The sequence below is a fragment of the Halomonas sp. AOP25-F1-15 genome, assembly GCF_052378675.1.
Lineage (GTDB): Bacteria > Pseudomonadota > Gammaproteobacteria > Pseudomonadales > Halomonadaceae > Vreelandella > Vreelandella casei.
Genome location: NZ_JBQSXV010000008.1, coordinates 172,056 through 197,687, shown reverse-complemented (window position 1 = coordinate 197,687; position 25,632 = coordinate 172,056). Strand labels below are relative to the sequence as shown.

The 25,632-nt window shown below is 53.3% G+C and carries 22 protein-coding genes; 12 read left to right on the top strand and 10 right to left on the bottom strand.

Annotation, left to right across the window (positions count from 1 at the left end):
* Positions 1-222: 222 nt before the first annotated feature.
* The 6 genes from ACT3TF_RS15480 to ACT3TF_RS15455 all read right to left on the bottom strand — a co-directional run bounded on the left by ACT3TF_RS15480 (position 223) and on the right by ACT3TF_RS15455 (position 8,257).
* Positions 223-1,215, bottom strand: a complete 993-nt coding sequence (locus ACT3TF_RS15480; RefSeq protein ID WP_444672477.1) for an adenosine deaminase — start codon at positions 1,213-1,215, stop codon at positions 223-225.
* Between the two features lie 25 nt (positions 1,216-1,240).
* Positions 1,241-2,953: a thiol reductant ABC exporter subunit CydC gene (cydC, locus tag ACT3TF_RS15475; protein ID WP_444672476.1), complete on the bottom strand. Its 1,713-nt coding sequence runs from the start codon at positions 2,951-2,953 to the stop codon at positions 1,241-1,243.
* On the bottom strand, positions 2,950-4,617 hold the full coding sequence (gene cydD / locus ACT3TF_RS15470; RefSeq protein WP_096279813.1) for a thiol reductant ABC exporter subunit CydD: 1,668 nt from the start codon (positions 4,615-4,617) through the stop codon (positions 2,950-2,952). The genes cydC and cydD overlap by 4 nt, the downstream gene beginning before the upstream one ends.
* 4 nt (positions 4,618-4,621) lie before the next feature.
* Positions 4,622-5,623, bottom strand: a complete 1,002-nt coding sequence (cydB, locus tag ACT3TF_RS15465) for a cytochrome d ubiquinol oxidase subunit II (protein ID WP_096279810.1) — start codon at positions 5,621-5,623, stop codon at positions 4,622-4,624.
* A gap of 2 nt (positions 5,624-5,625) precedes the next feature.
* Complete coding sequence (locus ACT3TF_RS15460) at positions 5,626-7,041, bottom strand: cytochrome ubiquinol oxidase subunit I (protein ID WP_444672475.1); 1,416 nt, start codon at positions 7,039-7,041, stop codon at positions 5,626-5,628.
* 238 nt (positions 7,042-7,279) lie between these two features.
* Entirely contained in the window at positions 7,280-8,257 is a 978-nt protein-coding gene (locus ACT3TF_RS15455) for a calcium/sodium antiporter (protein ID WP_096279806.1), read from the bottom strand.
* A gap of 446 nt (positions 8,258-8,703) precedes the next feature.
* On the opposite strand from ACT3TF_RS15455, the gene ACT3TF_RS15450 reads away from it, so the two are divergent.
* The 8 genes from ACT3TF_RS15450 to ACT3TF_RS15415 all read left to right on the top strand — a co-directional run bounded on the left by ACT3TF_RS15450 (position 8,704) and on the right by ACT3TF_RS15415 (position 17,221).
* Complete coding sequence (locus ACT3TF_RS15450) at positions 8,704-10,077, top strand: PqiA/YebS family transporter subunit (protein WP_444672474.1); 1,374 nt, start codon at positions 8,704-8,706, stop codon at positions 10,075-10,077.
* A complete protein-coding gene (gene pqiB / locus ACT3TF_RS15445) occupies positions 10,070-11,767 on the top strand; it encodes an intermembrane transport protein PqiB (protein ID WP_096279802.1) in 1,698 nt (565 codons plus the stop codon). The genes ACT3TF_RS15450 and pqiB overlap by 8 nt, the downstream gene beginning before the upstream one ends.
* Before the next feature lie 11 nt (positions 11,768-11,778).
* Complete coding sequence (locus tag ACT3TF_RS15440) at positions 11,779-12,384, top strand: PqiC family protein (protein ID WP_096279800.1); 606 nt, start codon at positions 11,779-11,781, stop codon at positions 12,382-12,384.
* 319 nt (positions 12,385-12,703) lie between these two features.
* Complete coding sequence (locus tag ACT3TF_RS15435) at positions 12,704-13,963, top strand: DEAD/DEAH box helicase (protein WP_096279798.1); 1,260 nt, start codon at positions 12,704-12,706, stop codon at positions 13,961-13,963.
* A 106-nt stretch (positions 13,964-14,069) separates the two neighbouring features.
* A complete protein-coding gene (locus tag ACT3TF_RS15430) occupies positions 14,070-14,573 on the top strand; it encodes a hypothetical protein (protein ID WP_096279796.1) in 504 nt (167 codons plus the stop codon).
* A 7-nt stretch (positions 14,574-14,580) separates the two neighbouring features.
* Positions 14,581-15,792, top strand: coding sequence for an MFS transporter (locus tag ACT3TF_RS15425; RefSeq protein ID WP_444672473.1), 1,212 nt, complete (start codon positions 14,581-14,583; stop codon positions 15,790-15,792).
* A 28-nt stretch (positions 15,793-15,820) separates the two neighbouring features.
* Entirely contained in the window at positions 15,821-16,897 is a 1,077-nt protein-coding gene (locus ACT3TF_RS15420) for an asparaginase (protein WP_444672471.1), read from the top strand.
* Positions 16,898-16,981: 84 nt separating this feature from the next.
* Complete coding sequence (locus tag ACT3TF_RS15415) at positions 16,982-17,221, top strand: DUF2789 domain-containing protein (RefSeq protein ID WP_441686612.1); 240 nt, start codon at positions 16,982-16,984, stop codon at positions 17,219-17,221.
* Positions 17,222-17,229: 8 nt separating this feature from the next.
* Here the strand turns inward: ACT3TF_RS15415 and ACT3TF_RS15410 are convergent, their stop codons facing one another.
* Positions 17,230-17,898, bottom strand: coding sequence for a TVP38/TMEM64 family protein (locus tag ACT3TF_RS15410; RefSeq protein ID WP_441686613.1), 669 nt, complete (start codon positions 17,896-17,898; stop codon positions 17,230-17,232).
* Entirely contained in the window at positions 17,891-18,307 is a 417-nt protein-coding gene (locus ACT3TF_RS15405) for an SRPBCC family protein (protein WP_096279787.1), read from the bottom strand. Before ACT3TF_RS15405 ends, ACT3TF_RS15410 begins: the two co-directional genes overlap by 8 nt.
* Positions 18,308-18,515: 208 nt before the next feature.
* Here ACT3TF_RS15405 and queC point away from each other — a divergent pair, with 208 nt between their 5' ends.
* Genes queC through ACT3TF_RS15385 form a run of 4 tightly spaced genes read left to right on the top strand, consistent with a single transcriptional unit; the run spans position 18,516 to position 20,975 of the window.
* The gene (gene queC, locus ACT3TF_RS15400; RefSeq protein ID WP_444672470.1) at positions 18,516-19,226 is read left to right on the top strand and encodes a 7-cyano-7-deazaguanine synthase QueC; all 711 of its coding nucleotides are present in this window, start codon (positions 18,516-18,518) and stop codon (positions 19,224-19,226) included.
* Positions 19,226-19,870 carry a 7-carboxy-7-deazaguanine synthase gene (queE, locus tag ACT3TF_RS15395; protein WP_444625583.1) on the top strand — a complete coding sequence of 215 codons (645 nt, stop codon included), beginning with the start codon at positions 19,226-19,228 and terminating at the stop codon, positions 19,868-19,870. Before queC ends, queE begins: the two co-directional genes overlap by 1 nt.
* Positions 19,870-20,721, top strand: coding sequence for a 6-pyruvoyl trahydropterin synthase family protein (locus ACT3TF_RS15390; RefSeq protein WP_096279781.1), 852 nt, complete (start codon positions 19,870-19,872; stop codon positions 20,719-20,721). The genes queE and ACT3TF_RS15390 overlap by 1 nt, the downstream gene beginning before the upstream one ends.
* Positions 20,718-20,975: a YkgJ family cysteine cluster protein gene (locus ACT3TF_RS15385; RefSeq protein ID WP_444672469.1), complete on the top strand. Its 258-nt coding sequence runs from the start codon at positions 20,718-20,720 to the stop codon at positions 20,973-20,975. The genes ACT3TF_RS15390 and ACT3TF_RS15385 overlap by 4 nt, the downstream gene beginning before the upstream one ends.
* A gap of 17 nt (positions 20,976-20,992) precedes the next feature.
* Here ACT3TF_RS15385 and ACT3TF_RS15380 read toward each other — a convergent pair whose 3' ends face one another.
* Together ACT3TF_RS15380 and ACT3TF_RS15375 are read right to left on the bottom strand one after the other, a co-directional pair.
* A complete protein-coding gene (locus tag ACT3TF_RS15380) occupies positions 20,993-24,892 on the bottom strand; it encodes an AAA family ATPase (protein WP_444672468.1) in 3,900 nt (1,299 codons plus the stop codon).
* Positions 24,893-24,922: 30 nt separating this feature from the next.
* Positions 24,923-25,579 carry a tRNA-(ms[2]io[6]A)-hydroxylase gene (locus ACT3TF_RS15375; protein ID WP_441684287.1) on the bottom strand — a complete coding sequence of 219 codons (657 nt, stop codon included), beginning with the start codon at positions 25,577-25,579 and terminating at the stop codon, positions 24,923-24,925.
* Between the last annotated feature and the right edge of the window lie 53 nt (positions 25,580-25,632).

Sequence of the window (25,632 nt, the reverse complement as noted above, 5' to 3'; positions counted from 1 at the left end):
GGGTGATTTGTCACCAACATCAGCAAGCGCCCACATGAATTACCTGATCAAATTGTTAAAGAGCTGGTCGCCGAAGCCGTGCCCCGTTGACGTGTGGCGTATACTACCCGATTTCCTATCGGGGTCAACAGTGAAACACATATTTATTAGCAAAAACCTCACATTGGACTCAACAGCACCTATGTCAGCGGCCAGTGCCTATATGTTTTAAAAGAGACAAACCTACAGGGCTGCTAAGCGTGCACGCAATTCCTCACGCCGATCATTAGTAACGAAGGCTTCATCAATAGCATTAACGGTCAATTGCCGGAACACGGACTTATCCCACCCGAATGCTTCGGCGCAAGCCATATGATTCGACAGCATGCCGCCACCAAAATAGGCAGGATCATCTGAACTAATAGTAACCTTAAGCCCTTCCGCCAGAAGTTTCGGAAGCGGGTGATCACGTAGATTTTCAACCACTTTCAAACTGACATTGGAAAGTGGGCAAACAGTAAGAACAATCTGTTCGCGACGCAAACGCGCCACCACCTCATCGCTTTCTAAGCAACGCACTCCATGGTCAATGCGCTGAACATCAAGAATATCCAATGCCTCATTGATATATTCAGCCGGCCCCTCCTCACCCGCATGCGCCACGCGCACAAGGCCTAACTGTTTAGCGCGGTTAAATAGATCGACGAACTTTGCCGGCGGATTGTTTTGCTCAGCACTATCTAAACCAATGGCATCCAGCATTTTCCAATAAGGCGCCGCTTGCTCCAGCACATGAAGCGCCTCTTCTGCAGGGCGATCACGCAGAAAAGCCATGATCAAACCTATCGTAAGATCCAGCGTTTCTTCTGCCTCTTGCTTGGCCTTTAACAGCCCACTCATCACGACGTCTAACGGCACGCCGCGCTGAAGATGTGCCTGAGGGTCAAAATGCACATCAATATGGACAACGCCCTCGCCTCGCGCACGCTTAAAATAGTCCATGGCCAGGTCGTAAAAGTCCTCCTCTTTGCGGAGCACGTTCATACCCTGAAAATAGAGAGCCAAGAACTCCTGCAGGTTGCTAAAAAGATAAGCATTTTTAGCCTCCTGCACTGTCGCATAAGGCAAATCAATGCCATTACGCTGCGCCAAAGCAAACATTAGCTCCGGCTCAAGCGAGCCCTCAATGTGCAGGTGGAGCTCTACTTTAGGAAGGTCACGTAAAAAATCATGCATTGCGGGCTCCTTACTATTGCGCGTGTTAGGTACTGCGTTCATCCATTTCAAGCAGCTTACCGGCGTCAAGATGCCAGTGGTACTCAACGCGGGGCAGCAGATCCAACGAGCCAATCTGATGAATAAAAAAGATAGCGCTTCGATTGACCAGCCACAGGTCCAACGAGAAAGCAACATGTTGCGCAGTGGGTGCATCGAGGCCAGCGAAAGGCTCGTCAAGGATGACCACGCTAGGATCGCGTAGCATCAAGCGCGCTAATGCTACGCGTCGCGCCTGCCCACCGGAAAGCTGCTGACCTCTTTCACCTACCGCAGTATCTAGCCCATCAGGAAGTTGGTTCACCCAGTCGTTCAAAGCAACAGCCTTTAATACCTCATGAAGCATTGCATCGCTCGCGTCGGGGCTAGCAATACGCAGATTTTCTGCTAATGAGGCATCAAATAAATCTACTTGCTGCGTGAGCATAGCCAATTTGCTTGCACGGCTCGCTGGCGATAGATGCCACGCATGCACACCGGCAATCATAATGTCACCCTGCGTCGCTCTTAGGCGCCCCATCAGCAGGCTGGCCAGTGAGGACTTTCCCGCTCCGGAGCTGCCGGTAATCACGGCACGCTTTCCAGCAGGCAATTCAAAGCTAATATCGCTTAACGCCGGGACAAATGACTGCGCATAGGTCATAGAAAGCTGATAAGCAGTGATGTCAAAACCTACGCCTACGGGTAGCGTAACGGGTGAACCCATTGGCTCGCGACCAGCCGTTAATTTATTTAGCCGACGCACTGCGGCGTAGCTAGCACCGAGTTTCATAAAGCTTGCGGGCAAAGCAATAAACGCCTCATTAGCACCGAGCGCAATCAGCACAGCCATAACTAAAATGGGGCCTGTCACCCACTGCTGATGAAATGCCACACTTGCGAGCCACAAAACGCCTATTACCATTAATCCACTAACGGCACCTACAAGGCAGTTAATCAAAGCTGTCCTGCGGCCTAAGGAACGCTGATTACTTAATGCCTGCTGCTCCTGACGGGCAATAAGCGACCGATGCCATTGTGAACTTTGATAACTAATTAACTCTGCGCAGGCCTGCACCTGATCGACAGTCAAGCGACGAAGAAGCTGCTGATCAACGACCTGCTGATAGCTTTGCGAAAAACCCCAGGTAGCCGCAAAAAATGTCACTACCAGCCAAAGCAAACCCAACGTTATCGCCATTAGCAACGCAACGCTTGGCAACCATATAGCCACGAACAACGACACCGCCAATACGCTAAGCAACGCCACGACAGGGGGCACCAGAATGCGTAAATAAAAATTATCCAAGGTGTCGATATCAGCCGTTAAGCGACTCAGCCAATCACTCGCCCGCTCTGCGCGCAGGCGAGCATCGTCAAACCCTGTTAAATAGCCGAATACGCGATAACGCAGATCAGCCAGCAGCGTTAGTACCGTATTGTGGTTATAGAGCCTCTCAACATAACGGGCAACGGTGCGCACAAGAGCAAAAAACCGAATGCCTCCACCAGGCACATAAACGTCTAGGCGCGCGGGAATACCCAACGCAAAGGCGATACCGGTCAATGCACTCGCGGTAATAAACCAACCGGAGAGCCCCAGTAGCGCCAGCCCAGCCATTAAAGTAATCCAGACAAGAAGAGAGCCGACTAAAAAACGCCGACGTCGCAGTATTAAAAGCTGCAACCAGGGGCGGAAATCACGATAAATATTAATCATGAGCGGACCTTTTCCAACAGGCCCTCTTTAAACACAAAATGTCGCTGAGCAGATGCAATCACCGCCGCATGATGGGTCGCGATCACCAGCGTACGCCCCTCTTTGGCTAGCGCTAGCAATGCTGTCAATACAAACTGCTCGGTCTCTACATCTAAACTCGTCGTGGGCTCATCTAATAACACTAGCGGGGCATTACTGAGGTATACACGAGCGAGAGCCAGGCGCTGCGCCTGCCCGCCTGACAGGCCCACTCCACGCTCGCCAATCAGCGTGTCCAGGCCTTTAGGCAACTGAGTTAAGAGAGAGCCTAAGCCTGCACGCTGCAGCGCGGCCAACATCTCGTCACGGGAAGCGTCTGGCGCCGCTAAACGCAAGTTATCCTCCAGGCTGCCGTACAACAAGCATGGCTGCTGATCCAACCAGGCATAACGGGCACTCTGCCAGCGCACCGTACCCGCACTCGGTGCAACAAAGCCTGCGAGCAAAGCTAATAGCGTCGACTTGCCGCTTCCCGATGCGCCGCTAATAACCACCGCATCGCCCTGCTGAATGGTTAGATCGATAGGCCCTACTACCTGGCCACGCCCGGGATAAGCAGCACAAGCAGCCGTTAGCTCGATAGCCGATGCGCCTGATAATGGCCTCGCATGTTCGTTGGCACTCACCATGTCGGGTACATTAAATATATTCACTACGCTTTCAGCGGCGCCAAGAGCCGCTGCGCGGTCATGGTAATGCTGTGAAAGCGTACGCAAGGGCTGGAAAAACTCAGGTGCTAACAACAGTACGGCTAGGCCCGTAAAAAGCGTCAAAGATGGTGAAGGCCCATATTCAATGTAGCCCAGCAGCCCGAACCCCACGTACATAGCCACAACAGCAATCGCGACGGAAGCAAAGAATTCAAGTACCGCTGAAGAGAGAAAGGCAAGGCGTAAAGTGCGCATACTCAGGCGCCGATAATCGTCGGTGGCATACCAAACATCCTGCTGCACGGCACCCGTACGACCAAATAGCTGTAGCGTTGTCATGCCGCGCACGCGGTCAATAAAATAGGCAGATAGTCGGGATACGGCGACAAACTGGTCGCGATTAAGACGCTCAGCCCCCATACCCACAAGCGCCATAAAAAGAGGAATTAACGGCGCTGAGAGAAGTAGAAAAATGGCCACTAAATAATCCAGCCACCCCACTACTATCAATATTACGAGAGGTAGAAAGAGGGTAATTAGCAGTTGAGGATAAAATCGGGCGAAATAGCCTTCCAGGGCATCGATATGCTCAACCACCTGATTGGCTAGAGAACCGCTATGCTGACTAGTTAGCCATACAGGGCCTAGTGCAGAAAGCTTGTCCAATAGCTGCGCTCTGGCTAGCTGACGAATACGCAGACCGGCTTCCAAACTCAGCGTTTCATAGCACCACTGGCACAAGGCTCGCAGCATTACACAGCCAGCTAGCAAACCAAACACGGGCAGTAGTGTTAACGGCGAGCGATCCTGCACTACCAACTGCTCGATAAGCCATGCAAGCCCCACGACTAAAACAATAGTTTGGCTACCCGCCAGCACTCCGCAAAGCGCCGCACCGAGCAAGCGGTTGCGTTGCGTTAAAGCCAATTCTTTCAGCCAACTACGCGGCGTTAAGACTGCCACTTTCGTTACCATGTGCTCAGTGATATCCCTCACCTACACGTACTTTGCCGCGGAACACCCAGTACGTCCAGGCGGTATAAGCCAAGATGACAGGAATAACAAACACCATCCCTACCAGCAGGAACAGCTGAGACTCTGGAGCGGATGCGGCGTCCCACAGCGTGTAATTGGGCGGCACGATAACCGGCCATTTGCTGACAATAAGGCCTAAGTAAGTAAAAAAGTAGATACCAATCGTGGCGAGAAAAGGGGCAAGTTCGCGACGCTTTTGCACCGTGCGATAAACAATAAAGGAACACACCAGCGCCATCGCCGGAAATATCCAAATTAGCTGAATATTACCAAACCAACGCTCCCAAACACGTGGATTTACAAAGGGTGTCCAAAGGCTAATCACCGCAAATACGAACAGCACTAGCGCGAGTAACATAGGGGTGATTTTATACGCCCAGTCTTGAACGTGGCCTTCAGATTTGAGTATCAGCCAAGTGGCGCCTAGCAATGCATAGCCTGCCATTAAGCCAAGGCCAGTCAACACAGAGAAAGGCGTCAGCCAATCAAATGCACCGCCAACATAGACGAAATCTTCAACCGGAAAGCCTTGAATATAGGCACCGACCACGGCGCCCTGAGCAAAGGCCGCAATGGCCGATCCCCAGCAAAAAGCACGGTTCCACCAATGCCGGTTACGCCGTGACTTGAAGCGAAACTCAAACGCAATGCCGCGAAATATCAAACCAGCCAGCATCAAGAAAACGCCGATATAAAGCGCTGGCAAGAAAACTGAATAAACCAACGGGAATGCGCCTAGCAGGCCAGCACCACCCAGCACTAGCCACGTTTCGTTGCCATCCCATATCGGCGCGACCGAATTCATCATTACATCGCGAGCATCTTCATCGGGCGCAAAGGGGTAGAGAATCCCCAACCCTAAATCAAACCCATCCATCAGCACATACATCATGATGCCGAAACCAATGATGAAGGCCCAGATTAACGTCAGATCAAACATTTCCATGCTCAGTTCCTCTCCGGGTCAACATCATCGTCAAAAGGGGTATTCGCAGCAGATAGTGGCCGCATAGGACGATGGACATTCATATCTGTCGTTTCACGATCGTCTTCCGGCAACATACCGTTGCGAACGACCCGCGTGAGATAATAAATCCCTGCATAGAACACCACGGCGTATACCAGGATATAACCAATCAGTGAAAACAATGCCATGGAGCCGGTGAGCGACGGCGTTAAACCCTCTGCATGCGTCATCATGCCGTAAACCAACCACGGCGCACGACCAGACTCTGTCACTATCCAGCCCGCCAGCACCGCGATAAAAGGCAGGGAAATCATGCCGGTTAAGGCCTTTAAAAATAATCGTTGGTGATAAATACGCTCGTTGCGACGCAACATCAGTCCTATCAGCGATACACCAATCATTAATAGCCCAATGCCGACCATGACCCGGAAAGCCCAGAACACAATAATCACTGGCGGCTGCTCTTCGACAGCCACTTCATTGAGGCCGGGTATTTCCCCGTCAGGCGAGTGCGTCAAAATAATGCTGGCCAGGTTAGGAATACCGAGCTCAAAATTATTGGCTTGCGCCTCTTGGTCAGGAATAGCGAACAACAGCAGCGGGACGTTAGTGGAAGTCTCCCAATGACCTTCCATAGCGGCGACTTTAGCCGGCTGGTGCTCTAGGGTATTTAAACCGTGGAAATCACCCACCACCGCCTGCGCTGGGGTTAAAAACAGCAGTAACCAGAGGCACATAGATAGCGCACGACGATTGGCCTCGGGGTCGCGACCACGCACTAAAAACCAAGCGCTCACGCCGGCAACGACAAACCCACCGGTAATAAACGACGCCAGGGCCATATGGACAAAGCGGTACGGAAAAGAGGGATTAAAAATTGCCTCAGACCAGGAAGTGATGTGAAATCTGTTGTCAATCAACTCTACGCCAGCCGGCGTATGCATCCAGCTGTTGGCTGACAGTATCCAGAAAGCGGATATAAAGGTGCCCACCGCAACCATGATGGCCGCAAACAAGTGAACTCCTTGAGGAACTTTGCCGCGCCCAAAAAGCAATATCCCCAGGAAAGCAGCTTCTAGGAAAAAGGCTGTCACGACTTCATAACTGAGCATGGGGCCTAAAAAGTTAGAGGCCGCCATCGAGAAATTACTCCAGTTCGTACCGAACTGAAACGACATTACGATGCCCGACACTACGCCCATGCCGAAAACGACAGCAAAGACTTTCGTCCAGAACAGAGCCAAACGATCCCAGGCAGGATTATGCGTTTTGAAAAACAGCCCCTGAAGCAACGCAATGTAGGAAGCGAGGCCGATGGTAAACACCGGGAAGATAGTGTGGAAACAGATCACAAACGCAAACTGCAATCGTGATAACAATAGTGGATCTAGTTCCATGTCACTCCCCCAAAACCTGAATCGGCATCCCGTTAATGGGCTAACACAAGCCTAGCTAAAGCTTAGTCGATAAAAGGCTTCTAGCTATACTCACTAAGCTTATTTAGTCACTAATATGGCCTTTCTCAAGCGCCCTCTTAGGCAAACATTATATAACAGGTGCTACGCGGCCAAGATGAGTCGCATTGACGCACCGGACAGCATAGCACCGCCTTTTTTCTGTTATATCAATCTTCCCTTACCTAGACATCACCACAATACTCACCATATACCCGGTGTAAGCCACAAAGAGCGCCAGCAAGATACCGCCTTCTAAACGATTAATTCGACGCGGGCGCCCCCGCCACGAGAATGCAAATAAAATCATAAGCAGCGTCATACACGTCATAACGCTCCAATCGCGCACCAACACCTCACGCCCTGTTTCAATGGGCGCGATCAAGCCAGCAATCCCGACCACTGCCAAGCTATTAAACAGGTTAGAGCCCACGATGTTACCCAGCACCATATCGTGCTCTTTGCGGCGCAAAGCACTAATAGAGGATGCAAGCTCTGGCAAAGACGTGCCGACGGCCACAACGGTCAACCCAATAATCAAGTCACTGACGCCAAAGCGCACGGCAATTTCAACCGCACCCCACACTAGCAATCGCGAGCTTGCCACCAACAAAATCAAGCCTAACAGCGTCCACATGATGGACTTGCCGCGGGACATGGGCTTGTTTTCAAGGGTTTCTGTCACCTCAGCGACAAGCGCATCGTTGGACTGATTACGCGAACGAATGATGCTGACAACAATGAACACAACCAGTACTAACAGCAGGCATAGCGCTTCCCAGCGCGTCACTATGCCGTCTAACAACATCCATCCAGTGACTAAAGTACATAACATTAGCAGCGGCATTTCTTTACGAATAACGCTGGAGTGCACTGCCAGCGGCGCAATAAGTGCCACAGAGCCCAGCACCAAGCCAATGTTGGCGATATTCGAGCCGTAGGCATTGCCCACCGCCAAGCCTGGATTACCTTGCATCGCGGCCAGCACCGACACCATCATTTCAGGTGCTGAGGTACCAAAACCTATAACCAGCATGCCGATCAACAAAGGCGAAAGCCCGAGCCAGCGCGACGTTGCCGCGGCGCCTTCAACAAATTTCTCGGCACTCCAAACTAGCAACGCCAATCCGAACGCAACCGCTAACACTGGTAGCAACATTTCATTTCCTTATGGGCGTAATGACAGGCACACTTTTCAGGTGCTGTTTTCAAGTTCAGTTTCAGGCGCTATTTTCAAGCAATATGGCTAAGCTTTCTATCAACGCATTGCTCTATCAACGCACTACTATAAAGTGCTATGACAAAGTGCGATTTACTAGCATCATGTTCAAATGCTATTTCATGAGTTTTACGTTTAGATACGCAGACCCAGACAGACATTGTATGAAGCTGGAATGCATTAGGCAGTGCGCATCCACTGTTTACGTCGTCCATGATCCATCGCGAAGCAATCGAGACACTCGTCGAGGCTCTGATCAAAGGCTTTTTCTTTGCGCTTTTTAGACGACATTTTAGCCAAACGACATTGCTAAAATAAGTGCTTGACCGCCTAATGCGCCACATCCTAGTAGCTTTGCTACGAATACGCACTGAGAGTTTTGGCTTTTGCCCTCACAACGCTTCATTAAACGCCGCTCGTTACCGGTTAACACACCACTTGTTGACCTTTTACCGCCTGAGACTAGAACTCAGCGTCGACGTCTGCGTGCCTGTCATGAGTGCGACTGGGTGTCGGCACTGCCGCCATTAAGCTCAGGTGAAAAAGCCACCTGCCCACGCTGTTCGCACGTGCTTGTTAAACGCCATCGCTACCCAGCACAGCGCAGCATGGCATTAGCCTTAGCAGCACTCACCGCTCTTATTCTAGCGGTGTCATTTCCCTTTATTAGTTTCAGCGTCAGCGGCGTTAGCAACCGCATTGAACTATCGCAAACCGCGACTACGCTTATTAGCTTTCATCAACCCGTAGTCGCTATTGCCGTCATCATGACCATTGTCGTGCTGCCCGCCGTTTATTTACTTGGGGTGCTGTGGCTTCAGTTTGGTCTATTACGCGACCGCCCCCTACCCTTTAGCCGTGATATTGCACGCTCACTATCGCATCTAACGCCCTGGATGATGGCCGATGTATTTATTATTGGCGCCCTGGTAAGCCTGATAAAGATAGCTGGCTTAGCCGATGTTTCTCTGGGCATTTCGTTTTGGGCGTTTTGCGCATTTGCGCTGCTATTATTAATGACCACGCAATCCATCGACGCCGACTGGATGTGGTTTTCTCTAGAAGGTGAGCCGCTCTCTCCCGACGGTACGCAAACAGGTATGCCCGCCGCTGGCCAAGCATTAACCGGCTGCCCAACCTGCGGGCTTATCAACAGACTTTCAGGGCGTGGTCGAGGGCACTGTACCCGCTGCCATGAGAAGCTGCACCAGCGCCTGCCTCATAGTTTGCAGCGCACTTGGGCTTTACTTGGCGCATCAGCCATTATGTATATTCCCGCCAACATCTACCCCATAATGACGACCACGAGTTTAGGCAATTCAACGCCTTCAACTATTATTGGCGGGGTCGTTCAGCTTATCCAAATGGGCTCATGGCCTATCGCTATGGTGATCTTTATTGCCAGCGTCATTGTCCCTATGGGCAAGCTGGGTGCGTTAACGTGGCTTTGTCTGGTCGTTAAACGAAGCAATGCGCTGAATGCCCAAAGCCGGACTCGGCTTTATCGGCTAACCGAATTTATTGGTCGATGGTCGATGGTCGACGTCTTTGTTGTGGCTATTTTAGTTGCTCTAATCCGCGCAGGATCTTTAATGTCGATTACACCAGGCCCCGCATCACTCGCTTTTGGCTCGGTAGTAGTACTAACCATGCTGGCCGCCATGACATTTGATCCACGCTTAATTTGGGATACCCCCCTCCCAGCTCGCCGCTCTCTTTTACGCCGTAAAACGGCCACCAAGGAACCTGTTGATGGCTAATGAAACACCGACAAATACCGACCAAAAAAGTACCGACCCAAGCGACGGCACGGATTTAAACAAGGCGAAGACATCGCGCCAAACGCGACTATCGCCAATTTGGGTCGTGCCCATTGTCGCTATTGCTATTGGTATGTGGCTGGTTTACGACAATTATTCCAGTCGCGGCACCCTGGTAACGCTTACCATGGACAGCGCTGAGGGCATCGAAGCAGGCAATACGCTGATTCGCAGCCGCAATGTTGAAATTGGGCGCGTGCAGAGCGTAAGGCTATCCGACGACCTTTCACATGCAGTGATGACCGCACGCATTCAGCCTGAAGTTGAAGACATGCTACGCCAAGATAGCCGCTTTTGGGTGGTCAAACCGCGTATTGGCCGTGAAGGCATCAGTGGCCTAGGCACCGTGCTGTCGGGCGCCTACATTCAGCTTGAGCCCGGCACCGATGAAGCGCCGCGTCGCGAATTCCCCGTGAGTGATATCCCCCCCGTCGCACCTGCCGGCCAAGCGGGCCTACGTCTTAGCCTCACTAGCCAGCTAGGCAACTCGCTGAGAGTAGGCGACCCTGTGTCTTACCAGGGCTATACCGTCGGCCGTATCGAGGAAAATCGCTTTGAGCCTGAGTCACGCACGATGCAACACAAGGTATTTATCGAAGAGCCCTACACACAGCTAGTCACCGACAGCACGCGTTTTTGGACAACGAGCGGCGTAGATTTTCGCTTAGGCGCCGATGGCGTGCGCATTAACGTTGAGTCCATTGAAGCGCTACTTGGCGGAGGTGTGACCTTTGGCGTCCCCGAAGAGCTTCCCATGGGGCAGCCGGTTGAAGCCGACGCACACTTCATTTTGTATGCCGATGAAGACACCGCACGAGAAGGCACGTTTAACCGCTACTTAGAGTATGTACTGCTGGTAGACGAAACCGTGCGCGGCCTTTCGAAGGGAGCACCGGTGGAGTTTCGCGGTGTCCGCATGGGTACCGTTGCAGCCGTGCCTTGGAACTTTACCGCCCCTCAGCCAGATTCACGGTCGCGCTTTGCCATTCCTGTGCTGATAAGAATTGAGCCTCAGCGCATGGGTATTGAGAATAATGATATTGATTTGGCAGAATGGGAGGGACGCTTTAATCGCATGTTTTCACTAGGCCTGCGCGCTTCGCTTAAAAGCGGCAGCCTCCTGACCGGCGCGCTTTTTGTCGACTTAAACTTCCAGCGTGACCTTAACGAAAGCTATGTGAGCGAAGAGTTCTCTGGCCGAAAAGTATTTCCAACGGTGGCTGGTGGTTTTGCACAAATACAGGCGCAGGTGACCGACTTACTCGACAAGCTCAACTCGCTGGAAGTAGAGCCCCTGTTGACCGGCCTAGATCGTAATCTGCAGGCCTCTGAAAGCGTTCTCAACGAAGTGCGTGACGTTAGTGCCTCTATCAATCAGCTGCTTAGCAACCCTGAAACTCAAGCCGTAGGCGGCAACCTCAACGCCACTCTTGAAGAGCTGCGTAGCACACTGCAAGGATTATCCCCGTCTTCACCCGCTTATCAGGATCTTACGGCGGCTATTGAACGCCTCGACCGCTTGATGCGTGATTTACAGCCATTGACACGCACGTTGAGCGATAACCCAAGGGCGCTTCTGTTTGATAATTTAGATACCCAAGATCCCATTCCGCGCGCACCACGCGACTAAAGGAGACAAATATGTTGATAGGGACAAGTTGGTTGACGTGGCTGAGGTGCCTACCGGCACTGCTGATTTGCCTTTTGGTGTCAGCGTGCGCCAGTAGCGTTTCGCCACCGGCCCGCTATATGCTGCCGAGCGATCAGGCGGTTATTGCATCAGGCCAGCCCAGCAATACACTGCGGCTGAGCGCTCCACGACTCGCCCATTACCTAGATGTCGACGGCATCGTAATGCAGCTGGACGACATTACGCTGAACGCCGCGCGTGAGCATCAGTGGGCCGAGGGTCTGGGTAGGCAGCTTGAACGCGGGCTGCGCGCTCGCTTAACTCAAGCACTGCCGACGGTCAGGGTAGTCCGTGCCGAAGGCTCACAGTCAGATGCCCTCACGCTACGCCTAGATATTGATCAGTTCCAAGGCCGCTTCGATGGTTTTGCCGTGACGAGTGGCCAGTGGCAACTGCTGGATAGCCAGGGTGAGCTGCTGGTAATGGAAAACTTCTATGCACAAACAAGGCTTGAGGAAGACGGCTACCCCGCGCTGGTGCGCGCCCTAGGCAGTAGCTGGGATCAAGCCGCTGAGCTTATCGCCCAAGAGATACGTCAAGGCGGTTACGTCGACTGACCTGTGACATCAGGTCATCACGGATACTAGGCAGCTAAACAAGCTGCCTAGTTATAACCGTGTTACACTGCCCGGCTTATTACCGACACGTAAGTTTTCTGATGTGTCCGTGCACATCAATCCGCAGCGCTTCTCAGCGCTGTCGCTTTCATGTCACCTGTCACGGTCACACACGGCTAACCAACGACCATCGCTGTCCAGTGAATTATCTGACACACTTCGCTGCCGCGCTGGTGAATCAACCTCGCTTTTTGAACATTACATCTAGTGGCACCCACTACTTACCAGTACTGACTCACTAGGTGGCTGCGGAGAACGCATGAGCTTTTCTGATCTTGGCCTGCACGCCGATTTGTTACGCGCTGTCACAGCGCAAGGTTACACCGAACCTACTCCGATTCAACGACAGGCTATCCCTGTCGTACTAGAAGGTCGTGACATGTTAGCCAGTGCCCAAACGGGCACTGGCAAAACAGCTGGTTTTACACTTCCCATGCTGCAACGACTTAACGACGGCAAACGTCCGGCAAAACGTCAGGTGCGTGCGCTAGTGCTGACACCGACACGCGAGCTTGCCGCTCAAGTAGGTGAAAGTGTTTCCACCTACGGCCAGCATCTCTCGCTGCGCTCACACATTATCTTTGGTGGCGTTGGCCAGCAGCCTCAAATCGATGCGCTTAAAGCCGGTTTGGATGTGCTCATCGCAACGCCCGGCCGCCTGCTCGACTTACACCAGCAGGGGCACGTTGACCTGTCCGCGGTTGAAATTTTAGTGCTTGATGAAGCCGACCGTATGCTCGACATGGGCTTTATTCACGACATTAAGCGCCTATTACGCTTAGTGCCTAAAAAACGTCAAAATTTACTTTTCTCGGCAACATTTTCTAATGAGATTCAAACGCTTGCTCAGCAGCTTCTGGACAACCCTGCGCTGATTGAAGTGGCACCGCGCAATACGACTGCCGAAAAAATTGAGCAAGCTATCTATCGCGTCGATCGTGAGAAAAAACGCGAGCTGCTAGCCCATTTAATCCAGCAGAACGGCTGGTTCCAAGTACTTGTTTTCACACGTACCAAGCATGGCGCTAACCGCCTAGCCGAGCAGCTCTCCAAACAAGATATTCCTGCTATGGCTATCCATGGCAATAAAAGCCAAGGTGCCCGCACTCGCGCACTAACGGCGTTTAAGAGCGGCGACCTGCAGGTGTTGGTAGCGACCGATATCGCTGCGCGCGGCCTGGATATTAACGAACTGCCTCACGTGGTCAATTTTGACCTACCCAACGTGGCTGAAGATTACGTCCACCGTATTGGCCGTACGGGGCGCGCTGGCAGCAATGGCGAAGCTATTTCGCTGGTATGTGTCGACGAAGACGCATTGCTGGGCAGCATCGAACGCCTGATCAAACAGACGCTGCCAAAGCATATTGAACCCGGATTTGAGCCTGATCCTAGCATCAAGGCTGAGCCGATCGAAAACGGCCGTCGTAACCAGCGGCAGCCGCGAGCTAAACGTAAACCCGAAGGCCAAAGTGCCAATGCCGGTGGCGGTGAACGTAAACGGCGCGCTCGTCGTTAATTGATACTGTCGGAATATGTAAAGGTCAACCCTTTGCATATTCCAAACAGCTGTTTTAGCATCTCTTTCCAGCCTTTTGGCGTGAACAATTTTTCATGGAGTGATTATGGCGTCATCCCACCTTATGGCCGACTACCGCCAATGGCTGACCTTTCAACGTCAAGAACAGCTCAGCCGTGAACATCAAGGCATTGTGCAGCGTCTCGAAGATGCGCGGGCCTCCGCAAAGCAAGTGATGCAGGCCTATCGCAGCATGGCTGAAAAGGCATCCGTTGAAGGTGCCTGCTACCGCACACTGTTTTTACGTCAGCGTGACGATGATCATGCTCTGCCTTGCGAAGGCTGGCTGTTCGTGCGGCGCGTGCTGAGCGAAGGCAACAGCACTCGCGTTCGGGTCACTCTGCTGGAAACCTTCACTCTTGAAGATGGCATTATGGCGCCCGGTGATAAGCCTGCACGCAAGCTGACCTTAGAAATATTTGATCAGCTGCACATGGATAAGGGTATGCGCACTAGCGTTAAAGTGGACAGCCTGGATACCGCACAGGACTATCACTTCATTACGTTACTTGATGCGGTTCGCGGGGACTTGCGCCCTCACCTCAAGTAACTCGTCAATGGCTAATCGTCGTTCGATTACGTTTATTTTACTGATGGTAGCGGTGGGGCTGAATTTACGCCCCGCCATGTCATCGGTTGCCCCGTTATTAACTCGCCTGCAAGAAAGTGCAGGGCTTTCTGCTACTGCCGCGGGGTTGCTAACAACGCTTCCAGTGCTATGCCTAGGCCTGTCTGCCCCGCTTGCCCCTTTGCTAGCTAAACGCATTGGCAGCGAACGTACGCTTAGTGCCGCGCTGCTATTACTTGCTGCAGGACTGATTTTGCGCGGCTTACCCGTTCCCGGTGCGCTTTTTATCGGCTCGGCAATGGCTGGCAGCGCAATCGGCATTGGCGGCACGCTACTTCCTGCGTTGGTTAAGCGGGAACTTCCCGATAGCGCAGATCTGCTCACCGGCTTATACACCATGGCGCTGTGCCTAGGGGGAGCCTTAGGGGCCGGGCTTAGCGTACCGCTAACGCAGTTGCTTGGCAGTTGGCAGGCAAGTTTAATGAGCTGGTCGCTACTGGCACTCTTTGCGCTCGCTTTATGGCATTTTCAAATGCCCCGCTCTGTGCTGACAGCCTCCCCCACTCGCTCAAAAAGTGGCACATTACGCCTGCTTAAACAGCCGCTCACTTGGCACGTTATGCTGTTTATGGGATTACAGTCCTCCATGGCCTACATTGTTTTTGGCTGGCTGCCGACGCTGCTAGTTGATCGCGGCTATAACGAAGCCGATGCGGGCTGGACAATGGCCGTTTCGATTATGTGTCAGCTTGCCTCTGCTTTGGGCGCACCATGGATTGCACGAATGGGCCGCGACCAACGCCCTGCGCTGCTGCTGGTCCTGCTGTGCACGGGTGTCGGCCTATGGATGTTACTGGTTGCACCGTTAATGTGGAAATGGCCTGGCGCGGCAATATTAGGCATTGGACAAGGCGGCAGCTTTAGCCTTGCACTAAGCCTATTAGTGTTAAGAACCGCCAACTCGCGTCTAGCCGGGCAGCTTTCGGGCCTCGTCCAGGGCGGCGGTTACACCTTGGCAGCTTTAGGCCCTTTCGGCGTCGGAGTATTGCTTCAAGCCGGTGCCGACACATCGACCATCGCCTGGCTGTTGATTGGACTCATCGGCGTTTGCTGCGGTTTTGCCCTGCTGGCAGGTCGCAACCATCGCTTAGACGATCAAACCGGCGAACTGCTAACACAGGGCGTTGGTCGCATCGGCTGATCGTCGATTTCCTACAAAGCCACAGGAGATGGCTATGGCCACCTACTCCCGTCTTGCAGACAACATTCCCCGTCAAGAACGCATTTTAGTTATCTACACCGGCGGAACCATAGGCATGCGCCAGGAGGCGCAAGGGCTTGCACCCAGCGGCGATTTCGCCTCCCGCATGGACTCAGCCTTGGCCCGACTATCTCTGGCACAGCGCCAAGCCCTACCGTCTTATGAGGTCATTAGCTACGCTACCTTGATTGACTCAAGTGCGGCAACGCCACTTACCTGGCAACAGCTAGCCAGTGATATCAATGAGCGGCTGATGGCCTACTCAGGTTTTGTGATTATTCACGGTACCGATACGCTGAGCTGGACAGCTGCTAGCCTTGCTTACCAGCTCCTAGGTTTGGATCGACCCGTGGTTCTCACCGGCTCTATGCTGCCGCTAGAAGCACCCGGCAGTGACGCACTGGATAATTTACACGGTGCGTTGCAGTTCGCCGCCAATCCCGCATTACAAGAAGTGGCTATTTACTTTGCGGGACAGCTTTTGCGCGGCACCCGCACCATTAAGCACCACAGCCAAGCACTGAAGGCGTTTGCGAGCCCAAACTATCCACTACTTGGTGAGCGCGTGGGCGACGATTTCGTTTATTACCCTAGCCGCGGGCTTGGCCTGCAGCAGCGCGGCGCTCCTCGGTTTGAATTACCCGATTACCGTTTGGTCGACCGTGGAGAAATCGTACGAATTACGCTTTGGCCAGGCATTTCAGCCTGGCAACTCGGCACATGGCTAAGCGATTCGCGAGTTAAGGGCGCGCTACTGGAGCTATGGGGTGCTGGCAATCTGCCTGACGACCCTAGCTTGCTGAACGTGCTCGCCAAAGCCAGCGGCGAAGGCAAGCTATTAGCCGCAATTAGCCAGTGCCAGCAAGGTAGCATCCACCTGGGTGCTTACGCGGCCGGGCATGGGCTTAGCGATGCAGGCATCCTTTCAGGCGATGACATGACGCCCGAAGCGGCGTTCACTAAGCTTGCGCATCTGCTAGCGCAGCCACTATCTCTAGACGATCAACGCCAACGCTTTTTGACGCCCCTCGTCGGTGAACGATAGCGCACTGATCGTTTTGCACACTGGCTTAAGATGAGATTCACGCTATGGTGTAGAGTAACGTCCCCTTTGCAGGAGCAATAGATCATGGAAAAGCCGGTTCACCATTTCAGCGAGCTCTTCGAGCAGCTAGGCCTTGCATCTGATGCCGATTCAATCGAACGCTTTATTCAGCGTAATGCGCCGCTGCCCGACACAATGCCCCTTGCCGAAGCGCCCTGCTGGAATGAAGGGCAAGCAGAGTTTCTGCAAGAAGCGGTCGCTGAGGATGCCGACTGGGCTGAGGTGGTTGACCACTTGGACGCCTCTTTGCACAAACCCCATTGACGTATTCTCTAACGATTAACTTGCGCTGCTTCGATTCGACGCCTGAACCAAGCCCCTATTAGCAGCAATAATGCTAAGGCGATGAGCGGCAGCACGACATCAAACTGCAGCGCATTTTCTTCTTCAATAGCCTCTAACGCGCCGTAAATGGCGCTACTGTAAACACTCCATTTCACGGATAAGCCTAGCGCCGCCGCCAGTAGAAACGTTTTTAGCGAAATGCCTCGCAACCCGGCTGCAAAATTAATCACCGAGTGTGGAAAGCCTGGCAATAATCTCAGCGCCGTCTGAGTCATCAAATCACTGCGTTGCTCTAGCGTGTGCATGACTTTTAACGTCAGACCGCCGGGGTTCCAGCGCTTGCCTGCCCTCGCCGCTATTTTATAAGCGCCCAATGCACCCACAACGCTACTTAGCGTCAACATCATAGTGGCCATTAACGGCGGGTAAAAGGGCGCAATCAGCCATAGGCCGATACTGCCGGGCAACCCTATCGCTAAGGTCGCTGCCATAATCAGCATCACTGAAACAATCACCGCCGGGTGATGCGATGCTTGTGATGCCCACTGCTTAATCGCCATCAAATCAGGCGAATACCATAACCACACATAAGCCAGCATGGCACAGCACGCAAAGCCAAGCGCCCATCGCCACGGATGTCTCGGCGCTTTATTCATTCAGCCTTGCCTCTACGCGCTCAAGAATCTGCCGGCTTACTTTTCCGACCAGCGGCTTAGCGGCTTTATTAACGGCTCTTTCCATTAACCGATTGCGAATTTCATAGCTCAGCGTCAGCGCTACTTCAGTACCTTCAGGCACGCCTCTAAGCTGGTAGCGGCCCTGGTTCTTAACGCCGTCCAACGACTCCCAAGCGAGAACATGCGGGGGCTGAATGTCAGTGACCTGCACATCAAATGCCCAATCCATACCTACAGCGCGAACGTGCCACCGATAGCGGTTCTCACCCAGCGTATCTATAGAGCGAATTAAATCTGAATAATCAGCAAAGTCTTCCACACGGCGCAGCAGTTCAAACACACGCTCTGGTGATGCATTAACGATTTCACTGTGCTCAATGGTAGCCATTGGTTGCCCTCTAACAGCATGGACGATTAGCGTAGCATGTTGGTATTAATGCTGCCCGCCAACCCTGCATTTCGCATAATTATGCGCTAAAACTGGTCAGTTTAGCGGTGATTGCGTAAAATGCTGCCCTTCCGGACCGGACCCCGGAACGCCGCAGCCGTTAATCACGGCCCGCGATCAATAAATTCTCCGACAAAGAGTATTTCTTATGTCATCAACACCCCCAGTGGCTGCTGGCAGCACCACGACCGTTGTTATCTATTCCGGCGGAATGGATTCTTACACCGTGCTTCATCGCGCGCTGCGTGAAGGGCTCAATGTCCATGCGCTGTCTTTCGACTACGGTCAGCGCCATGCCCGCGAGCTCGATACGGCCCGACAAGTTTGTAACGCGCTTGGGCTACCTCATCAAGTTGTCGATATTCGCGCCATTCATGGTTTGATCGATAATTCAGCGCTTACTAATCCACACCAGGCCATGCCTCAGGGCGACTACGCCGAAAACAACCTTCGCTCCACCGTCGTGCCCAATCGTAATATGATTTTGATCTCGTTGGCGATTGCCAAGGCGGTTAATATTGGCGCTGGGCGAGTCGACTATGGCGCCCATGGTGGCGATCATATTCTTTACCCCGACTGCCGCCCTGAATTTGTTGACGCTATGAACCACGTAGCGGGCATTGCCAATTTCGAACCTGTAAAGCTGCACGCTCCTTACCTTTCTGCCAGCAAGGCAGATATTCTGCGCGACGGTTTGGCCATGGGCTTAGATTATCGCCATACCTGGACATGCTATGAAGGTAGAGAACGGGCCTGTGGCGTTTGCGGCAGCTGCACTGAACGACTCACGGCCTTTGCCGCTAATGGCGTGACGGACCCACTACCCTACAGCGCAGATGTCGCAGCAGGTCAGCGCTGATGTATCACGTCAAAGAAGCCTTTTACACTCTCCAGGGAGAAGGCGCTCAGGCGGGCAGAGCGAGCGTATTTTGTCGCTTTAGCGGATGTAATCTGTGGTCAGGCCGAGAGGCCGATCGCGCAACGGCGAAATGCACGTTCTGCGATACCGATTTTATCGGTACTAACGGCCTAAATGGCGGAAAGTTTGCAGACGCCAACGCCCTCGCTGAACACATTGTATCGCTGTGGCCCGAGCTAAATAATAAGGCGACTCCCTACGTGGTATTCACCGGTGGAGAACCGTTATTACAGCTTGATGAGGCGCTCATAGAAGCCCTACACAACCATCGCTTTGAAGTAGCGGTAGAAACCAACGGCACTCTAGCGCCACCGGCTGGTATCGACTGGCTATGCGTTAGCCCAAAAGGCAACAATTCGCTAGCCGTTACGCAAGGGGATGAGTTAAAGCTGGTTTTCCCTCAGACGGATGCACCTCCAGAACAGTTTAGCGGCTTTAGCTTTACTCACTTCTACCTACAGCCCATGGACCTTGCGCCACTGAATAAAACTGCGTCTACCGTTGCCCAAGCGACGGCCTATTGCATGGCCAACCCCCAGTGGCGCCTATCGCTGCAAATACACAAATTAGCAGGTTTTGATTAATGTCCTTATTCGTTCAACAACTGACGCATATCGACGTCTCTCTTTGGTGCCCCACGCAAGGTTTGGTGGGCTGCAGCTGGCAAGTAGACGCCATACTCGATGGCGAGCTCGGCGAAGACGGCATGCTGTTTGACTTTGGTGAAGTAAAACCGTGGATTAAGCGCACGCTGGACAGCGGGTTAGATCACACTCTGCTAGTGCCGACGCTTGCACCCGGCGTAAGCATTACGGACTGCGCGGAAGGTATCTGCGTTAATGCTACCGCGCCTTACACGATGGAAGTCCGCGGCCCTAAGGAAGCATTTACTTTACTGCCCTGGCCTGCCATCACCGCCCCCCGTATAGCCGAGCACTTAAGCCAGATACTTACCGAACGTCGGCCTGACAATGTCCATAGCGTTACGCTAACGCTAAGCGAAGAGGCCACTGAAGGTGCCTCGTATGGCTATAGCCACGGCCTCAAACGCCATATCGGCAACTGTCAGCGCATTGCTCACGGGCATCGTTCCAGGCTGTATATATGGCAGCAAAATGCACGTCAGCCACAGCTTGAACAGCAATGGTCGGAGTGGCTGAATAACCGCTACTTACTCGAAGAGGCTGATATCGCCGCCCAGGATAACGAGCGCCTTACCTGCCGCTATCAGGCAGCTCAAGGCGATTTTGTCATTACCCTGCCTCAGCAGCAGTGCACGATATTGCCGGGCCCTACCACGGTGGAAAATATAGCGGTTTGGCTAGCGAAACAAGTTGCCACGCAAAGCGGACAAGCAACGCGAATCCAGGCATTTGAAGGTATTAACAAAGGCGCTATTGCTATGTCTACGCCCAGTCCCAGTGTTACGCCATGAGTGAAGGATGCCGTGCGGGGTGCGGCGCGTGCTGCATCGCGCCTTCAATTAGCTCTTATATTCCCGGCATGCCGGCAGGCAAACCGGCAGGCGTAAGATGCGTGCAGTTGGATGAGCATAACCTGTGTCGCCTATTTGGCGATCCTAGCCGCCCAAGCGTTTGCACGCGCTTTAACTTTGACCCCAGCGTCTGTGGCGAGCACTGCGATGAGGCACTCGCCACACTGACCTGGTTAGAACAAAGTACCTGCTAAAGCGGCGAAGCTCGCCACTAACCTTCCGCACCCACCGGAATAGCCGTACGGCGGTCTAATAAGCTGACCCAGCGCGTCAGCACTGGCGCATCGCTGTGGCTGACCTCGCTCAATAACCGTCTAAAGCTGTCTTTAGCCTGCTGATCATTAGGTTCAATGTGCGTCAGCCATAGCTCTAAGGCCGCTAGTTCCTGATGACGATTGCCGTGCTCTCGAGACTGATTAATAGCCATTTGTGCAAGCGCCTTCACCTCATGAGCCGGGTAGCCAAGCAAGCCGCGAACTTTTGCCAGCTGGGTGGCAAGCTCAGGTAAAAAGAGCGTCGTACGCTCACGGGCAATCACCAAGCACTGCTCAAGATAATCGTCTGCAGCGCTTAATTCGCCTAGCTCAATACAGGCGTCAGAATACCAGAATGCCGGCCGCTGATAGCGGTCGCGCCCATTAAGCTCAGCCATTTGGTCCAAACTGTCGCGAATATGCACTAAGCCTGCTGCGTCTCCCACCAGCGCTCGCTGCCAGCCAAGAATGCTCTGTGCGGAAATTTGCCACAGCTGCAGGTCTGGGGTAGCCGTCATGGCCGCTGCCCGCTCGGCGTGACGCGCGGCTAAATGCACATGACCTATTTGACGGTAAAGCGCCGCGGCGACGAGTAGAGCCATTGCCAACGTACCCGGATGAGCAATCTTTTCAGCCAAACGAATGGCGGCAGACACTTGGCGCTCGGCGCGTTGATAATCGCCGCGCAAACAAAGCGCCCAGCCTTGAAAGCAGGCGGCCGACACCTGCGGATGATCAGAGAAAGGCAGCCACTCAATCATCATCTGCGCATTGAGGGGATCAATTTCATCTAAATGATCGTGCGCCTGCTGAATACATCCTGCCCAATACTCACAGTTAGCGCGCGCATAGTCCGCCAAACGGCGATAACGTGGGTCTTCAAGGCGTGCGGCAATATCAGTAAGCGTTGAAGCCAATGCAAACGCGTCCGCATGAGCATATCGTTGGCTTCGCCCTACCCACAGCCCCCACTTCACTAAAAATACCTGCTCTAAGTCTTCTGGATCTTCCAAGCTATCAATGCCTGATTCGCGCAGCAGCTCACGGGCGCGCACAAAGCTCTCATGGGCGATAGGCGAACCGTGACCTTCTAATGAAAACGCCGCTTGGCCACGCACTGTTAGTAGGCTCACTTCACGCTCAATTTCGTGATCTACGTGGCGTAAACTGGCCAAGCCAGCATCGGCCATACGCAGCGCAGTGCGATTAGCACTCACTTTAAGCGCTTCCCGAGACGCCAATTCAAAATAGCGTGCGCCACGGGCATAGTGACCGCTACGCCGGAGGTGCGTTGCAAAATCGCCGGGATGACGACTAATCCACACCGGAAAGCGTTCCTCAATTAAGGTGACTACCTGTTGGTGTAGCTTGACACGCACATCACGCGGACAAGAGAGATAGGCCGCCTCCTGAAGCAGCTGATGGCTAAACTGATACTCGTGCACACCGCTGTCATTCTCGACCGGTTCGACAATTTCTAGTAGCCGCATATGCTCAAGCGCCTGGCCAAGGCGCGCTTGATCCCAACCGCTGCACTCAAGCAGAAAGTCCAGCCTGAAGCGCTTGCCAAGCACGGCAGAGACATGGGCAATTTCGCGATCACCTTCTAGCTGATCAATCCGGCTAGCCAGCAGCCCCAACAACCCTTTGGGAAGCTCATCAAAATGGACGCTGCGCCCTTCTCGACGGTCCATATCTAGACGACGACAAATCTCCTGCATATAAAGCGGCACGCCATCGCAGCGCTCTATAATTTGATTACGCAGCCGCGGGCTTAGGTGGATTCGGTAGCGACGTGAAAGCTGTGACAGCAGCCGCGATGATTGCAGCGCATCAAGATTGCCCAAGCTAATTTTCTGATCCCAATGCAGCTTCACCGGTAGAGCATCACGCCCATGGTGACTAGCAACCAGCATAAAAGCGGTATTGATAGGCAGACGTGCCTGCAGCCCGGAGAGCACTTTAAAAGAAGGTTCATCTAGCCACTGAAGATCATCGATCATCAGCACCAGCGTGCGCGTTTCTGCCTGGCGCTCAATTAAGCGATGCAGCAGCATGACAACTAGCTCTACGGCTTCACCGCTTTGCGCCAGCTGAGTAATCTCTTGCACTTTATGTACGCCCAGCGCCTCTTCCAACAAATGCTGACGATCAGGATCGAGAGGCTCTAATTCTAGCGTTATTTGTAGCGCCTGGATGACCTCTACACTTAACGGCTGCTTTAGATACCAGCTAACCAGCGTACGGGCGACGCCATAGGCATCAAGTGCTGACATACGCGTCGTAGGCTGCCAGCAGATAGCCGCATCGCGGCTAAGCTCCAGTTGGCGAAAACCCACCATGAGCGCAGATTTACCCATGCCCGAGGGCCCGCGAACCAGCACGCTTTGACGCAGGCCAATACCGGCCCGGGCTAACGCATCGCGCAGAGTGCGCAGTGCGGTTTCGCGACCGACTAAGCTAGGCGGCAGCGCATCGCGGCCGCCTTCATTTTGCCCCAGCACCAGTGCGCGTAATCGCACGCGGCCATCACTGGCCATCAAACGAGATACTAACCGTGGCTGAAGGTCGAGTGCTGGCGGCATGTGCTGGCTCGCTTCTTGAGAGATAACCAGCTCACTGCCTTCAGCCGCACTCATCAGTTCCAGCGACGTTTGCGTGACCTGGCCCAGCGGGTCAGCCAATTGGCGCTCGGGCAAATACACCACTCGCCCACTGTGCAAACCAGCGGCCAGCTCAAATTGCGGTACGCTGCCTTCACCGGCCCAGTGACGCACGATTTCTAACGTCAGCGCCTGACGGCAATGCTCATAAAGCGCGACTAATTCAGCCAGCTGGTGTGCAGGGCCATGGGTGCCAAAGCAGGCTAACCCTAAACCACCGGTCGCGCCCGGCAGCCAGAAACCGCCTAAATGGCGGCACTGCTGCTCCAGCCAGCGCAATAGTTCTAGCTGTAGCGCAAGGCAGTTACGCATCGCCGCACGGTCTTGCCAATCCCCTTTTAAGCGCAGCCGAATAGCCATGACCGAAAGCTGGCGAAGCTCTATTTCATCTTCACGTAGTGGTTTACTGTCAACCGCCAGTGCGCGAGAAAAAGCGCCCTGAGGACTCATCAAGCGCGAATCGTGATGGCCGTCAGACCAAAAGCTGGCCAACTGCACAAAGCTGGGTTCTGGCTGCTGCCCTGACAGCGCCAATAGCTGTAAATAGCTATTGTAGTGCTCATGAGCAGCGGCCATTTTGTTCTGCTCAGCCAACTGGCGAACCAAACGTTCGTGAAACGGACCGTAGCCGGAAAACCGACTCACCAGTGCTTCTAAAATAGCGCCCGGCAAATCAGCGTGAGCCTCCAGCACTTGCTCAGCAAAGCGAACCACGCGCTGGCGCCATTCATTACGTACCTGCACTAGCCAGCGCTGAAACTCACTACAGCTAGACAGTTGCAGCTCTTCAATGAGATCGCCTTGATAGCAGCACATTAGTGCCTCAAGGGTATCTAAATCTCGCGGCCCCTCAAGCAGCTGCTGCAGGGTATGCAAATCCACCTGCCAGTTTGCCGGCAGTTGAAAGGCAATCGTTTGACGAGACACGCTTAGCACCTGGTCAGCGCTCTCACCAAGCGACTGGCGCAAGCAGTGCAACGCATGACGCAAATTGGTTCTACCGGAGGACAGCCCTTGGTCAGGCCACAAAAGCTCTGCTAGCGCCGCCCTATTAACCGGCTGGCGATGCAGCAGCAGATAAACGAGCAAGGCTTTGACCTTGTCGTAGCTGAAATGGGTTAACGCATCCTCGCCTTGAGTGAGCGAAAAATGGCCGAAAAGAGTTAATTGATCAGTCTCACGAGCATCGCGCATGATAGACATCCTGCCTAGGCTAGTAGCGGCTTAAGCGGGCACACCGCTATGAAAACGAAAAGCCGTATCGGGCGAAGTAATCAGCTCCGCTTCACGCGCCACAAAAAAAGCGATTCGATCATCGATTGCATTCGATGTTTGCTGGCGAGCCAGCATTAGATAATCTTCAAAATGACGACCTTCTGACTTCACTAGCGTACGGTAAAACTTGGCGAGCTCTTCGTCTAAATAGGGAATTAAGCAAGCAAAGCGCTCACAGCTACGTGCTTCAATCAGTGCCCCGATAATTAATATATCGATCAAACGCTCAGGGTCATTGCTGCGCATATGCCGCCGAAGTCCCTCAGCGTAGCGGGAGGCCGTTAAATGCTGATACGCCACTCCTCTCGACTCCATCAGCGAAATCACTTGCTCAAAATGCAGCAGCTCTTCTCGCGCCAGCTGCGACATTTTGCTCAGCAGCAGAGGTTGATCAACGTAGCGATAGAGCAGGCTCATTGCCGTCGATGCGGCTTTCTTTTCACACTGCGCATGGTCAATCAACAGCGTCTCAGGATGTTCGATCGCCCATTGCAGCCACGCGACAGGCGTGGCGCAGGCTAGGAACTGATTGAGGCTTTCAGGCAGAAGATCATCGGCTCGCAGCCCATGAGGGGCGGCCTGCAAAGCACTTAACTGTATCGACATAACACAACCACCGACCCCACGTATCATTATGGTATAGCACATAAGCGCTTGGC

Excerpts from the sequence above, each read along its gene's own strand:
- cydD (WP_096279813.1), bottom strand. The coding sequence starts at position 4,617 with ATGGTAACGAAAGTGGCAGTCTTAACGCCGCGTAGTTGGCTGAAAGAA.
- ACT3TF_RS15415 (WP_441686612.1), top strand. The coding sequence starts at position 16,982 with ATGGAAAAGCCGGTTCACCATTTCAGCGAGCTCTTCGAGCAGCTAGGC.
- ACT3TF_RS15420 (WP_444672471.1), top strand. The coding sequence starts at position 15,821 with ATGGCTATGGCCACCTACTCCCGTCTTGCAGACAACATTCCCCGTCAA.
- ACT3TF_RS15390 (WP_096279781.1), top strand. The coding sequence starts at position 19,870 with ATGTCCTTATTCGTTCAACAACTGACGCATATCGACGTCTCTCTTTGG.
- ACT3TF_RS15410 (WP_441686613.1), bottom strand. The coding sequence starts at position 17,898 with ATGAATAAAGCGCCGAGACATCCGTGGCGATGGGCGCTTGGCTTTGCG.
- ACT3TF_RS15405 (WP_096279787.1), bottom strand. The coding sequence starts at position 18,307 with ATGGCTACCATTGAGCACAGTGAAATCGTTAATGCATCACCAGAGCGT.
- ACT3TF_RS15435 (WP_096279798.1), top strand. The coding sequence starts at position 12,704 with ATGAGCTTTTCTGATCTTGGCCTGCACGCCGATTTGTTACGCGCTGTC.
- ACT3TF_RS15380 (WP_444672468.1), bottom strand. The coding sequence starts at position 24,892 with ATGCGCGATGCTCGTGAGACTGATCAATTAACTCTTTTCGGCCATTTT.
- ACT3TF_RS15375 (WP_441684287.1), bottom strand. The coding sequence starts at position 25,579 with ATGTCGATACAGTTAAGTGCTTTGCAGGCCGCCCCTCATGGGCTGCGA.
- ACT3TF_RS15425 (WP_444672473.1), top strand. The coding sequence starts at position 14,581 with ATGGCTAATCGTCGTTCGATTACGTTTATTTTACTGATGGTAGCGGTG.
- ACT3TF_RS15385 (WP_444672469.1), top strand. The coding sequence starts at position 20,718 with ATGAGTGAAGGATGCCGTGCGGGGTGCGGCGCGTGCTGCATCGCGCCT.
- cydB (WP_096279810.1), bottom strand. The coding sequence starts at position 5,623 with ATGGAAATGTTTGATCTGACGTTAATCTGGGCCTTCATCATTGGTTTC.
- ACT3TF_RS15480 (WP_444672477.1), bottom strand. The coding sequence starts at position 1,215 with ATGCATGATTTTTTACGTGACCTTCCTAAAGTAGAGCTCCACCTGCAC.
- ACT3TF_RS15460 (WP_444672475.1), bottom strand. The coding sequence starts at position 7,041 with ATGGAACTAGATCCACTATTGTTATCACGATTGCAGTTTGCGTTTGTG.
- ACT3TF_RS15430 (WP_096279796.1), top strand. The coding sequence starts at position 14,070 with ATGGCGTCATCCCACCTTATGGCCGACTACCGCCAATGGCTGACCTTT.
- queC (WP_444672470.1), top strand. The coding sequence starts at position 18,516 with ATGTCATCAACACCCCCAGTGGCTGCTGGCAGCACCACGACCGTTGTT.
- ACT3TF_RS15440 (WP_096279800.1), top strand. The coding sequence starts at position 11,779 with ATGTTGATAGGGACAAGTTGGTTGACGTGGCTGAGGTGCCTACCGGCA.
- cydC (WP_444672476.1), bottom strand. The coding sequence starts at position 2,953 with ATGATTAATATTTATCGTGATTTCCGCCCCTGGTTGCAGCTTTTAATA.
- queE (WP_444625583.1), top strand. The coding sequence starts at position 19,226 with ATGTATCACGTCAAAGAAGCCTTTTACACTCTCCAGGGAGAAGGCGCT.
- pqiB (WP_096279802.1), top strand. The coding sequence starts at position 10,070 with ATGGCTAATGAAACACCGACAAATACCGACCAAAAAAGTACCGACCCA.
- ACT3TF_RS15455 (WP_096279806.1), bottom strand. The coding sequence starts at position 8,257 with ATGTTGCTACCAGTGTTAGCGGTTGCGTTCGGATTGGCGTTGCTAGTT.